Below are 11841 nucleotides of genomic sequence, written 5' to 3' on the forward strand. Positions count from 1 at the left end.
GCCCGTCTAGTTCCGAGACTAACAGTCTCGTTCTGGGTGGGGAAGGGAGTTGGACGATGGCGACGCATACCGACCCGCGGCCCGCGAGGTCGCGGGCCCGGTTACTGGAGGCTGCGACGGCGCTGCTGCGCACCGGAGGTCCCAGTGCGGTGACGGTGGACGCCGTCATCCGTGCCTCCAATGTGGCGCGCGCCACCCTGTACCGGCACTTTCCCAGTGGAAATGACCTGCTGGCGGCGGCTTTTCACGCGCTGATCCCGCCCGCCCCACTACCGCCGGCGGATGGCACCCTGCGCGATCGGCTGATCGCGGCACTGGACGGCTTCGCCGACCTGGTCGCCGAGACTCCCGTGAGCCTGGCCGCGACCTCCTGGCTGGCACTGGGCGGTGGCCTGAATCAGGCAGGGTGGAGCACGGCCGACCCGCATGCCGAGAGCGACGCAGTGCGCACCCTGCGTGAGCGGGTCGCCGATCAGTACGCAGCACCGTTCGACGCTGTCTTCGACAGTCCCGACGCGGTGTCGGGGCTGGTTCACGTTGATCGGGTGCAGGCGGTGGCGCTGCTACTCGGCCCGATCGTGCTCGGCAAGTTGAGTACGTTCGCCGACTTCGACTACCGTGCGGCCGCCAGGGCCGCGGTCGACGGCTTCCTGGCCACCCACCAGAAGGCGGTCCGAACTACCGCAGCGAGTACCTGATCGGCAGGTGCTTGAGCCCGCCGACGAATGTCGTCGCCGACAGCTCGGGCTCACCGGCCAGCTCGATCGACTCCAGACGCGGAATCAGTTCGGAGAACAGGCTGTTCATCTCCATCCGGGCCAACGCGGCACCGAGGCAGAAGTGCACGCCGTAACCGAACGCGACATGCTTGTTGGGGTCGCGGCCGACATCGAAGCGGAACGGCTCCTCGAACACCTCTTCGTCGCGGTTGCCCGAAACATAAGCCAGATAGACGGATTCGCCCGCCGCGATGGGCACACCGCGTACCTCGGTATCGGCGGCGGCGGTGCGCATGAACTCCTTGACCGGTGTCGTCCAGCGGATCATCTCCTCGACCGCGGTGCCCATCAGCGACGGATCCGAGCGCAGCCGCTCCAGCTGGTCGGGATTCTCGATCAACGCCAGCAGCCCGCCGGAGATCGCGTCCTTGGTGGTGTCGTGTCCGGCGCTGGCGACGATCACATAGTAGGAAACGGTGTCCACATCGGTCAGTGGCTCGCCGTCGATGCGCCCGTTGGCGATCGCGGAGGCCAGATCGTCGGTGGGGTTCTCCCGGCGGGACGCGGTGAGTTGGGAGAAGTAGGCGAAGAAGTCCAACAGCACCTGGAGCTGATCCTCCAGGGATCCGCCCTCGCGCTTGTACTCGTCATCGTCGCCGCCGAACATCTCCTGGGTCAGCATGTGCATGCGCTCGTAGTCGTCCTCGGGCAGGCCGAGCAGCGACATGATGACGTAGAGCGGGAAGTGCACCGCGATCTCGGTGACGAAATCGCATTCCGGGCCGATATCGCGCATCCGGTCGACATAGCGTTTGGCGAGCTCGTCGACGCGGACCTTCAGATCGCGCATGGCCTTGGGGCGGAACCAGTCGGCGCCGATGGCGCGGATCTTGCGGTGGTGCGGGTCGTCCATATGGATCAGCGTGCGCAGCCCCATGCCGGCTTCCAGCTGCTCCTTGGCCAGATCGTCGGCCGCGGCGGTGGCCAGCAGCGGCCGGGGTTCGCTGAGGAACAGGTTGTTCTCGCGTTCGATGGCCATGATGTCGGCGTGTTTGGTGATGGCCCAGAACGGGCGGTAGAGCCTGGACTCGACCCGGACCACCGGTTCATGGGTCCGCAGATAGGCCAGCGCTTCGTGCAGGCGCGCGTCATCGGCGTAGGCCTTCGGCTCGACGAACACGTTGGCGTACTGGCTGGCCCGATCATCCTTGGTCGGAGTGCTCATCCATCGGCTCCTTCACACTGTCTTGACGGGTGTCAAGTTGCAGTCTAAGGGGGCGTCTCAGCCCGCACGCGCGGAATGCGGGAATCGTCGTCAGTAGGCTCGGGCGGTGCCTTCCACGTCCCGACTCGTCCGCTGTGCGTTGGCATTACTGGCCATCGGCACGCTCACGCTCGGCTGCGCAGGCAACACCGCCGATGCGCCGACGTCCCTACCTCCCGACCCGTCAGTGGTCAAGACGACCGCGGGGCTGGTGCAGGGGGTCGCCACCCTCGACAAACGACATTTCGCGGGGATCCCGTACGCGGCGCCGCCGGTCGGGCCGCTGCGCTGGCAGCCGCCGCAGCCGGTGGCGCCCTGGCCCGGCGTGCGCGATGCGACCAAGGTCGGCCCGCGCTGCCTGCAGGACGAGGGCAGCGATCTGGAGATGGGCAGGCAGACCGACGAGGACTGCCTCACCCTGAATGTCTGGACCCCGCCGCCGGCGGAAGAGCCACGGCCGGTGATGGTTTGGATCCACGGGGGCGCGTTTATCAACGGAAATGGCGGGATGTACGACTCCCGCTGGCTCGTCGACCGCGGCGACATCGTCGTCGTCACGCTGAACTACCGACTCGGTGCACTCGGATTCCTGGCCCATCCGGCGCTCGGCCCGGACGGTGCCGTCGGCAATTACGGATTGCAGGACCAGCAGGCGGCACTGCGCTGGGTGCACGACAACATCGCGGCATTTGGCGGCGACCCGGACAAGGTGACCATCGCCGGCGAGTCGGCCGGCGGGATGTCGGTGTGCGATCACATGGTGGCGCCCGAGTCCAAGGGGCTGTTCCGGGCCGCGATCATCCAGAGCGGACCGTGTCAGGCCCAGTTGGCGCTACCGGAGGCCGAGCGCATCAGCGAGGACTACGCGCGCGATCTGGGCTGCGGCGATCCGGCGGGCGCGGCGGCCTGCCTGCGCGCATTGCCGGATCACAAACTGCGAAAACCGGTGTGGTACGACCGGATCGGTGAGGACACGCTCAGCGGGCCGGTATACGGGACCGCTGTCCTGCCCGAAGATCCGATGGCCGCCTTCCGCGAGGGCCGGGCGGCCGATGTGCCCGTGCTGATCGGCAGCAACCATGACGAGTTCACCTTGTTCGTCGCACTGCAGTATCTGCGCGGCAGCAGACAGTACGGGCCGGGCGAGTATCCCGGTCTGCTCGCCAACACCTTCGGGCCCGAGGCGGCGGAGGTCGGTGCGCGCTACCCGCTGGACCGATACGGCGGCAGCACGGCGCTGGCCTACTCGGCGGCAGTCACCGACGGTGTGTTCGCGTGTGTCGCCGACCGGATGGCCGACGAACTGTCCGGCGCCAACCAGGTCTACGCCTACGAGTTCAACGATCCGAATCCGCCGGCGCCGGAACCCATGCGCACGTTGCCCTTCCCGGTGGGCGCCAGTCATTCGCTGGAACTGCGGTATCTGTTCGACGTCGGCGGCGCACCGCCGCTGAACCCGGCTCAGCAGGAGCTGTCGAACCAGATGATCGACTACTGGGCAGAGTTCGTCAGGACCGGGGTGCCCGCGGCGGACGGGGCGCCGGAGTGGCCGGCGGTCAGCGGCGACGGGCCCTGGATGTCACTGCGGCCGGACGGCCCGCGGGTCGTCACGGACTTCGACGAGGGCCACCAGTGCGACTTCTGGGCCGGCCGCACGCGCTGAGCGCGAGCTCAGCCGGCGGGTGTCACCCAGGTGGTGATGTCGGCGTGCACGACCTCCGCGCCGTGGCGGTCGGTGATGCTCACCGGCACCACCAACTCGGCACCTTCGGTGATGGCAGCGAAATCGGGCGGAGTGAACTCGGCCCGGGCCCGCAGCGAGGTGGTGGCCTTGGCCAGGTACTGCACCGTCATCCCCTTGGGGATCCAGCGATGGGTGCCGGGCACGGTGGCCTCCATGGCCATGCCCATCGCGACCTCGGCGGCGTTGCACGAGGCGATCGCATGCACGGTGTGCAGGTGGTTGTAGATGTAGAACCACTTCGGGACCAGCACCTCGGCGCTGCCCGGCCCCATGTGCACCACGTGGGGGAGCACCGAGGCGAAGTAAGGGACCCGGACCATCGCGGCCACCGAGAACAAGCGGCTGCCCAGTGGTTTGTCCGACAGCTGTTGCCAGGCGCGATAGGTCGGACTGTCCGTCATCCGGTCTATCTTACTCTGGAGTAAGATAGACGTCCCGGCCGGGCCGCTGCCGAGGCTCCAAGCTGCTCAAATGGGGATTTGGAGGACGCCGGGATCTGAGGCATACTGTTCGGGTTGCCTTCTGCCGGGTCCGCCTGGCTGAGAGCAACCGACCCGCGTCCTACACGGACGCACCCGGTCCCCACCTCGATTGCGACAGATTATCTACGCAAAAGAGTGTGCGTAAGGGCGACACACCCGAGCGCGGGGGTCGGTGAACCAGAGACAGGTAAACAGCGGCGGCATAGCCAGCGTGCTGTCGTGCGGGGAACACCCCGTTCGACAGAGCGCACGAAGACCAGAGGTATTTCTGCGCCCGAAGCGCGGAAGCCCTTAATAGTGAGGTAGGAAAGCGTGGCGGGACAGAAGATCCGCATCAGGCTGAAGGCCTACGACCACGAGGCGATTGACGCCTCGGCGCGCAAGATCGTCGAGACGGTCACCCGTACGGGAGCAAGCGTGGTCGGCCCGGTGCCGCTGCCGACCGAGAAGAACGTGTACTGCGTCATCCGGTCCCCCCATAAGTACAAGGACTCGCGGGAGCATTTCGAGATGCGTACCCACAAGCGCCTTATCGACATCCTCGACCCGACGCCGAAGACCGTTGACGCCTTGATGCGCATCGATCTGCCGGCCAGCGTCGACGTCAACATCCAGTAGGAGAACCCAGAAAAATGGCTAGAAAAGGCATTTTGGGCACCAAGCTGGGCATGACGCAGGTGTTCGACGAGAACAACAAGGTCGTCCCGGTCACGGTCGTCAAGGCCGGCCCGAACGTCGTGACGCGCATCCGCACCCCGGAGCGCGACGGCTACAGCGCAGTGCAGTTGGCGTACGGCGAGATCAGCCCGCGCAAGGTGAACAAGCCGGTTGCCGGTCAGTTCGCCGCCGCCGGTGTGAACCCGCGCCGTCACCTCGCCGAGCTCCGGCTCGAAAACGAGGCCGCCACTGCCGATTACGAGGTCGGCCAGGAGCTGACCGCCGAGATCTTCGCCGACGGCGCGTACGTCGACGTGACCGGCACCAGCAAGGGCAAGGGCTTCGCCGGCACCATGAAGCGCCACGGTTTCTCGGGTCAGGGTGCCTCGCACGGCGCCCAGGCCGTGCACCGCCGCCCCGGCTCGATCGGTGGCTGTGCCACCCCGGGCCGCGTCTTCAAGGGCACCCGCATGTCGGGCCGCATGGGTAGTGACCGCGTCACCACCCAGAACCTGAAGGTGCACAAGGTCGATGCCGAGAACGGTGTGCTGCTGATCAAGGGCGCCGTCCCCGGGCGCAACGGTGGACTCGTCGTGGTCCGCACCGCGATCAAACGAGGTGAGAAGTAATGACTCTCAAGATTGACGTCCACACCCCGGACGGCAAGAAGGACGGCTCCGTCGAGCTGCCTGCCGCACTGTTCGATGTTGAGCCCAACATCGCGCTGCTGCATCAGGTCGTGACCGCGCAGCTGGCCGCCAAGCGTCAGGGCACGCACTCGGCGAAGACTCGTGCCGAGGTGTCCGGCGGTGGCAAGAAGCCGTACCGCCAGAAGGGCACCGGTCGCGCCCGCCAGGGTTCGACCCGCGCACCGCAGTTCACCGGTGGTGGCGTGGTGCACGGCCCGAAGCCGCGTGACTACAGCCAGCGCACCCCCAAGAAGATGATCGCCGCCGCCACCCGCGGGGCGCTCTCGGACCGGGCGCGCAACGAGCGCATCCATGCGATCACCGAACTGATCAGCGGGCAGGCCCCGTCGACCAAGGCGGCCAAGGCTTTCCTGGAGAGCCTGACCACCAACAAGAAGGTTCTGATCGTCATCGGTCGCAGCGACGTGGTCGGCGCCAAGAGCGTCCGTAACCTGCCGAACGTCCACGTGATCTCGGCAGACCAGCTCAACGCGTACGACGTGTTGCATGCCGATGACGTGATCTTCAGCGTCGAAGCGCTGGATGCCTACATCGGCGCGAACAGCACGGCCCAGAAAGAAGGAGCGTCGGTCTGATGGCAACGATTACTGACCCCCGCGACATCATCCTGGCCCCGGTCATCTCGGAGAAGTCGTACTCGCTGATCGAGGACAACGTGTACACGTTCGTCGTGCACCCGGACTCGAACAAGACGCAGATCAAGATCGCGATCGAGAAGATCTTCTCCGTCAAGGTCGATTCGGTGAACACGTTGAACCGCAACGGCAAGCGCAAGCGGACCCGCAGTGGCTACGGACAGCGCAAGAGCACCAAGCGCGCGATCGTGACCCTGGCCGCGGGCAGCAAGCCGATTGACTTGTTCGGAGCGCCGGCCTAACGGCGGGCAGAGAGACTCAGGAACCAAGAAATGGCAATTCGCAAGTACAAGCCGACGACCCCCGGTCGTCGCGGTGCCAGCGTCTCCGATTTCGCCGAGATCACCCGCTCGACGCCGGAGAAGTCGCTGGTTCGCCCGCTGCACAGCACGGGCGGCCGCAACGCGCACGGTCGTATCACGACACGGCACAAGGGCGGTGGCCACAAGCGCGCCTACCGTTTGATCGATTTCCGTCGCCACGACAAGGACGGCGTCGACGCCAAGGTCGCTCACATCGAGTACGACCCGAACCGCACCGCGAACATCGCGCTGCTGCATTACCTGGACGGCGAGAAGCGCTACATCATCGCGCCCCAGGGACTGAAGCAGGGCACCATCGTGGAGTCCGGCGCCAACGCCGACATCAAGCCGGGTAACAACCTGCCGCTGCGCAACATCCCGGCCGGTACCGTCATCCACGCTGTGGAGATGCGTCCCGGCGGTGGCGCGAAGCTGGCCCGTTCGGCCGGTGTGAGCGTCCAGTTGCTCGGTAAGGAAGGCGCCTACGCCACGCTGCGTATGCCCTCCGGTGAAATCCGTCGCGTCGATGTGCGCTGCCGCGCCACCGTCGGCGAGGTCGGCAACGCCGAGCAGGCCAACATCAACTGGGGTAAAGCCGGCCGTATGCGGTGGAAGGGCAAGCGCCCCACCGTCCGTGGTGTCGTGATGAACCCGGTCGACCACCCGCACGGCGGTGGTGAGGGTAAGACCTCCGGTGGCCGCCACCCGGTGAGCCCGTGGGGCAAGCCCGAGGGCCGTACCCGCAAGCCGAACAAGGCGAGCGACAAGCTCATCGTCCGTCGCCGGCGCACCGGCAAGAATAAGCGCTAGGGAGTAAAGCGATGCCACGCAGCCTGAAGAAGGGCCCGTTCGTCGACGACCACCTCTTGAAGAAGGTCGACGTCCAGAACGAGAAGAACACGAAGCAGGTCATCAAGACCTGGTCGCGTCGTTCGACCATCATTCCTGACTTCATCGGTCACACCTTCGCCGTCCATGACGGTCGCAAGCACGTGCCGGTGTTCGTCTCCGAGGCGATGGTCGGGCACAAGCTCGGCGAGTTCGCCCCCACCCGCACGTTCAAGGGTCACATCAAGGATGACCGGAAAGCGAAGCGCCGGTAATGACTACTGCAATTGAGTATCCGTCCGCGACGGCGGTTGCCCGCTTCGTGCCGTTCTCGCCGACCAAGGCGCGCCGGGTCATCGACCTGGTCCGCGGCAAGTCGGTCGCCGAGGCGCTCGACATCCTCCGGTGGGCACCGCAGGACGCCAGCACCACGGTTGCCAAGGTGATCGCCAGTGCGGCCGCCAACGCGCAGAACAACAACGGACTGGACCCGTCGACCCTCGTGGTCGCGACCATCCACGCCGACGGTGGCCCGACCGCCAAGCGCATCCGGCCGCGCGCCCAGGGGCGTGCGTTCCGTATCCGCAAGCGCACCAGCCACATCACCGTGATCGTCGAGAGCCGTCCGCCCAAGAAGAGCGGACAGCAGGGCGCCTCGGCGAGTGCGGCACGCGCACGTCGTGCGCAGGGCAGTAAAGCAGCTTCGACCAAAACCAAGGCTTCCGCAGAAGCGAAGGAGGGCTCGGAGTAGTGGGCCAGAAGATCAATCCGCACGGCTTCCGGCTCGGTATCACCACCGACTGGAAGTCCCGGTGGTATGCCGACAAGCAGTACGCGGACTACGTGAAGGAAGACGTCGCGATCCGCCGTCTGCTGGCCACCGGCCTGGAGCGGGCCGGTATCGCCGATGTGGAGATCGAGCGGACCCGTGACCGGGTCCGCGTGGACATCCACACCGCGCGTCCCGGCATCGTCATCGGGCGCCGCGGCACCGAGGCCGACCGCATTCGGACCGACCTGGAGAAGCTGACCAAGAAGCAGGTTCAGCTCAACATCCTCGAGGTGAAGAACCCCGAGTCTGTTGCGCAGTTGGTCGCCCAGGGCGTCGCCGAGCAGCTGTCCAACCGGGTGGCGTTCCGTCGCGCGATGCGCAAGGCCATCCAGTCGGCCATGCGCCAGCCCAACGTCAAGGGGATCCGGGTGCAGTGCTCGGGCCGCCTCGGCGGTGCTGAGATGAGCCGCTCGGAGTTCTACCGCGAAGGTCGAGTCCCGCTGCACACGCTGCGTGCCGACATCGACTACGGCCTCTACGAGGCCAAGACCACCTTCGGCCGTATCGGCGTGAAGGTCTGGATCTACAAGGGCGACATCGTCGGTGGTAAGCGTGAGCTGACCGCCGCCGCGCCGGCCGCCGACCGTCCGCGTCGTGACCGTCCGTCGGGCACCCGTCCGCGCCGCAGTGGCGCGTCGGGTACCACCGCGACGAGCACCGAGGCCGGCCGTGCCGCCACCGGAGAAGAGTCGGCCGCACCGACCGCTGACGCGGCTGTCGAGGCGCCCGCCGAGAGCACGGAGAGCTAGTCATGTTGATTCCCCGCAGGGTGAAGCACCGCAAGCAGCACCACCCGAGGCAGCGTGGTACCGCCAGTGGCGGCACCTCGGTGAGCTTCGGCGATTACGGCATCCAGGCACTGGAGCACGCCTACATCACCAACCGGCAGATCGAGTCCGCTCGTATCGCCATCAACCGGCACATCAAGCGTGGCGGCAAGGTGTGGATCAACATCTTCCCGGACCGCCCGCTGACCAAGAAGCCCGCCGAGACCCGCATGGGTTCCGGTAAGGGTTCGCCCGAGTGGTGGGTGGCCAACGTCAAGCCCGGCCGCGTGCTGTTCGAGCTCAGCTACCCGGATGAGAAGATCGCCCGCGATGCTCTCACCCGCGCAATCCACAAGTTGCCGATCAAGGCACGCATCGTGACACGAGAGGAGCAGTTCTGATGGCAGTGGGAGTTACGCCTGGCGAACTGCGTGAGCTCACCGAAGAAGAGCTCACCACTCGCCTGCGCGAATCGAAGGAAGAGCTGTTCAACCTGCGCTTCCAGATGGCCACCGGTCAGCTGACCAACAACCGGCGCCTCCGTGTGGTGCGCCACGAGATTGCACGGGTGTACACCGTGCTGCGTGAACGTGAACTGGGTCTGGCCTCCGGACCCGTTGGTGAGGATTCGTAACAATGGCAGACACTAAAGGCCCCAACCACACGCCGACCACTGAGAAGGTGCGCGGTCGTCGCAAGACGGCCATCGGCTACGTGGTGAGCGACAAGATGCAGAAGACGATCGTGGTCGAGCTGGAGTCCCGTAAGAGCCACCCGCTCTATGGCAAGATCATCCGGACCACCACGAAGGTCAAGGCGCACGACGAGAACGGCGATGCCGGTATCGGCGACCGCGTCTCGCTGATGGAGACCCGTCCGACCTCGGCGACCAAGCGCTGGCGTCTGGTCGAGATCCTCGAGAAGGCGAAGTAGAGCACTCCTTCGGGACAGCTTCCCAAACCCCCGGTACCGCTTGCGCGGGCCGGGGGTTTGTGCGTGTCAAGATCAATTGGCCGTTTCGGGCGTGTCGGCTCGGATAATTAGCCAGCTTGCAACTGCGGGGAACATCTATGGCTACCTCGGGGATCTCGCGCCTGCATATGCGTTTGCTGAAACGTGTGTGCCATGACAATTCTTTGCCGGTTCAAGTATTCGGTGTTTGCCCGCGCATCCGGTGACCTACCATCGCGCACATGGCGCGGGGGATTGTGGTGCGAGATCGGCTCATTCGTGAATGCTGCCGAGATCGTCATCCGTCGGCGCACGTGTCACCGTCACCGTCCGGGTGATCTCGATGGCCACTACGACCACCGACGAGCAGCCGCCGCGCACACCGGTCCTCGATCGGTACTACGGCGTCCACCCGCTGTACCGGCTGGGCCTGCGCTGGTTGCTGATCATCGTGCTGACCGCGATCGCCTTCGGCGAATCGTTCGTGAGCCTGGCGATCACCACCCGCGAAGGCGGGGTCGGCGGGTACGTGTGGACGGTGCCATTGGTGGCGACCCTGGTCGCCATCGGCGTGGCGCGGCGCAACCGTACCGAGCTACCCATCCACGACCGGCAGACCGACATCATCGTCGGCGGTATGGGTTTGGGCATGGCGGTGCTGATCATGGCCGCCCTGCTGGAGCGCTACGCGCTGTATTTCCATCTACTACGCCTGGACCTCCTCGCGGCGTGGCTGTTCGTGGCCAGCTGCTGCGTGGTGCTCTTCGGTCTACGCCCGGTGATCCGCTTCGCCTGGGTGTGGGCGATGTTCTTGCTGGCCTTTTCGCTGCCGTATTACTTCGCGGTGATCCTGCTCGGCGGCGGAAAGTTCGCTGCGGGCTCGGCAGCTCTGCTGATCGCCGCCATCGGCACCGGCACGGCAACGGGCCGCACCTTCCGGCGCGGACTTGTCGGATCACTGGGCGCCTGGGCGGTCGGATTCGCCGTCCTGACCGCGATCTCGCAGTTCATCCCGGATGCGCCGATGGTGGTCTACCAACAGGTGCCCGCGGTGACGGCCATCAGTGTCGTCGGTCTGGTCATGTACCTCCAGGCTCGTCGGGGGGCGCCCAAGCGGCTACTGGACCGCAAGGTGGAACCACTTGCTTCCAAACAGGTCTGGGCGGGTGTACCGCTCGTGGTGGTGGCCGCGGTGGCGTTGTCGCTATGCAGCCTGCCCACACAGACCAGTACCGCCACGGTCAGCAGGCCCAGCCCGGACCGGTTGGTACAAGGACGCCCGCTGGACGTGCCGATCGGCTGGACCGTCACCGAGCAGCGTGAGTATCCCCAGGTGCATCGCCTCTACGGCGACGGCGCGGTACTGGTCCGCCAGTACATGCTGGCCGACTCGGGCAATGCGCGCTGGGACAAGCTGTCCCGGCCGCGCACGATCGTGGTCGACAGCATCGTCACCAGGCGGCCGTTCTCCCTCGGCACCTATCCCGCACGCGTCGTGTACGGCCTGACCAGCGCCCGCATCAGCCCGGCACGCCAGATCGACCTCGACATGGGGGTCCAGGGCCGCCTGACGTCGGTGGTCGACGACAGCCTGCTGGTGACCTGGAACTCGGTGCAGTTCGCTTGGGGCGATGATGAACTCGCGCAGCGGGTGACGATCTTTGCGGTCGACAACCATGATCCCGACGCCCCCTTCCCGACGCCGTCGACCAGCGTGGTCTCCAATATCCGAACGCTCATCACGTTGTTGTTCCGTGGCAATGCAGTGCTCGACGAACGGACACCGGTGTTCAAGGACGAGGACCTGCTGCGGACGTTCAGCAGAGCACTGGTGGCGGCCCAGTTCCGATGAAACACGACAGGAAGACGATTTCAGTGGATGTAGCTCTGGCGAACGTATGGCCGCACAGGTCTTCGCGGTGGACCACTCGGATACTGCCGCTGGCGGCC

At 66.0% G+C, this 11841-nt stretch carries 15 protein-coding genes and 1 pseudogene; 14 read left to right on the forward strand and 2 right to left on the reverse strand.

The genetic code is table 11. From position 1 onward, the window contains the following. Positions 1-56: 56 nt before the first annotated feature. The gene (locus tag AC1DTF_RS12160) at positions 57-698 is read left to right on the forward strand and encodes a TetR/AcrR family transcriptional regulator (protein WP_477474228.1); all 642 of its coding nucleotides are present in this window, start codon (positions 57-59) and stop codon (positions 696-698) included. On the opposite strand, the gene AC1DTF_RS12165 is transcribed toward AC1DTF_RS12160, so the two are convergent. Further along, entirely contained in the window at positions 679-1944 is a 1266-nt protein-coding gene (locus AC1DTF_RS12165) for a cytochrome P450 (protein WP_477474229.1), read from the reverse strand. The two genes, AC1DTF_RS12160 and AC1DTF_RS12165, sit on opposite strands and share 20 nt — an antisense overlap. A gap of 106 nt (positions 1945-2050) precedes the next feature. Between AC1DTF_RS12165 and AC1DTF_RS12170 the strand changes: the two genes are divergently transcribed. Next, positions 2051-3646: a carboxylesterase/lipase family protein gene (locus tag AC1DTF_RS12170; protein WP_477474230.1), complete on the forward strand. Its 1596-nt coding sequence runs from the start codon at positions 2051-2053 to the stop codon at positions 3644-3646. An 8-nt stretch (positions 3647-3654) separates the two neighbouring features. On the opposite strand, the gene AC1DTF_RS12175 is transcribed toward AC1DTF_RS12170, so the two are convergent. Continuing rightward, on the reverse strand, positions 3655-4128 hold the full coding sequence (locus AC1DTF_RS12175; RefSeq protein ID WP_477474231.1) for a hotdog fold domain-containing protein: 474 nt from the start codon (positions 4126-4128) through the stop codon (positions 3655-3657). A 393-nt stretch (positions 4129-4521) separates the two neighbouring features. On the opposite strand from AC1DTF_RS12175, the gene rpsJ reads away from it, so the two are divergent. The 12 genes and pseudogenes from rpsJ (at position 4522) to AC1DTF_RS12235 (ending at position 11743) form a co-directional block, all read left to right on the forward strand. Next, on the forward strand, positions 4522-4827 hold the full coding sequence (gene rpsJ, locus AC1DTF_RS12180; RefSeq protein ID WP_003883485.1) for a 30S ribosomal protein S10: 306 nt from the start codon (positions 4522-4524) through the stop codon (positions 4825-4827). 14 nt (positions 4828-4841) lie between these two features. Beyond that, positions 4842-5495, forward strand: coding sequence for a 50S ribosomal protein L3 (gene rplC, locus AC1DTF_RS12185; protein WP_057167016.1), 654 nt, complete (start codon positions 4842-4844; stop codon positions 5493-5495). Next, on the forward strand, positions 5495-6151 hold the full coding sequence (gene rplD / locus AC1DTF_RS12190; RefSeq protein ID WP_057167017.1) for a 50S ribosomal protein L4: 657 nt from the start codon (positions 5495-5497) through the stop codon (positions 6149-6151). Before rplC ends, rplD begins: the two co-directional genes overlap by 1 nt. Beyond that, a complete protein-coding gene (rplW, locus tag AC1DTF_RS12195) occupies positions 6151-6453 on the forward strand; it encodes a 50S ribosomal protein L23 (protein ID WP_057167018.1) in 303 nt (100 codons plus the stop codon). The genes rplD and rplW overlap by 1 nt, the downstream gene beginning before the upstream one ends. 30 nt (positions 6454-6483) lie before the next feature. After that, a complete protein-coding gene (gene rplB / locus AC1DTF_RS12200; protein ID WP_057167019.1) occupies positions 6484-7323 on the forward strand; it encodes a 50S ribosomal protein L2 in 840 nt (279 codons plus the stop codon). A gap of 11 nt (positions 7324-7334) precedes the next feature. Further along, positions 7335-7616 carry a 30S ribosomal protein S19 gene (rpsS, locus tag AC1DTF_RS12205; protein ID WP_057167020.1) on the forward strand — a complete coding sequence of 94 codons (282 nt, stop codon included), beginning with the start codon at positions 7335-7337 and terminating at the stop codon, positions 7614-7616. Further along, positions 7616-8086 (forward strand): annotated as a pseudogene (gene rplV / locus AC1DTF_RS12210) (50S ribosomal protein L22); the annotation flags it as partial. The gene rpsS and the pseudogene rplV, both read left to right, overlap by 1 nt. A 5-nt stretch (positions 8087-8091) precedes the next feature. Further along, the gene (rpsC, locus tag AC1DTF_RS12215) at positions 8092-8922 is read left to right on the forward strand and encodes a 30S ribosomal protein S3 (RefSeq protein ID WP_057167022.1); all 831 of its coding nucleotides are present in this window, start codon (positions 8092-8094) and stop codon (positions 8920-8922) included. A 2-nt stretch (positions 8923-8924) separates the two neighbouring features. After that, positions 8925-9341, forward strand: a complete 417-nt coding sequence (gene rplP / locus AC1DTF_RS12220) for a 50S ribosomal protein L16 (RefSeq protein WP_057167023.1) — start codon at positions 8925-8927, stop codon at positions 9339-9341. Beyond that, positions 9341-9574, forward strand: a complete 234-nt coding sequence (gene rpmC / locus AC1DTF_RS12225; protein WP_057167024.1) for a 50S ribosomal protein L29 — start codon at positions 9341-9343, stop codon at positions 9572-9574. Before rplP ends, rpmC begins: the two co-directional genes overlap by 1 nt. A gap of 2 nt (positions 9575-9576) precedes the next feature. Then, positions 9577-9873 (forward strand): 30S ribosomal protein S17, encoded by a 297-nt coding sequence (rpsQ, locus tag AC1DTF_RS12230; RefSeq protein ID WP_057167025.1) that lies wholly within the window; start codon positions 9577-9579, stop codon positions 9871-9873. Positions 9874-10234: 361 nt separating this feature from the next. Then, a complete protein-coding gene (locus AC1DTF_RS12235) occupies positions 10235-11743 on the forward strand; it encodes a hypothetical protein (RefSeq protein ID WP_057167139.1) in 1509 nt (502 codons plus the stop codon). Positions 11744-11841: the final 98 nt, after the last annotated feature.

Source organism: Mycobacterium sp. P4_H6 (assembly GCF_056400845.1).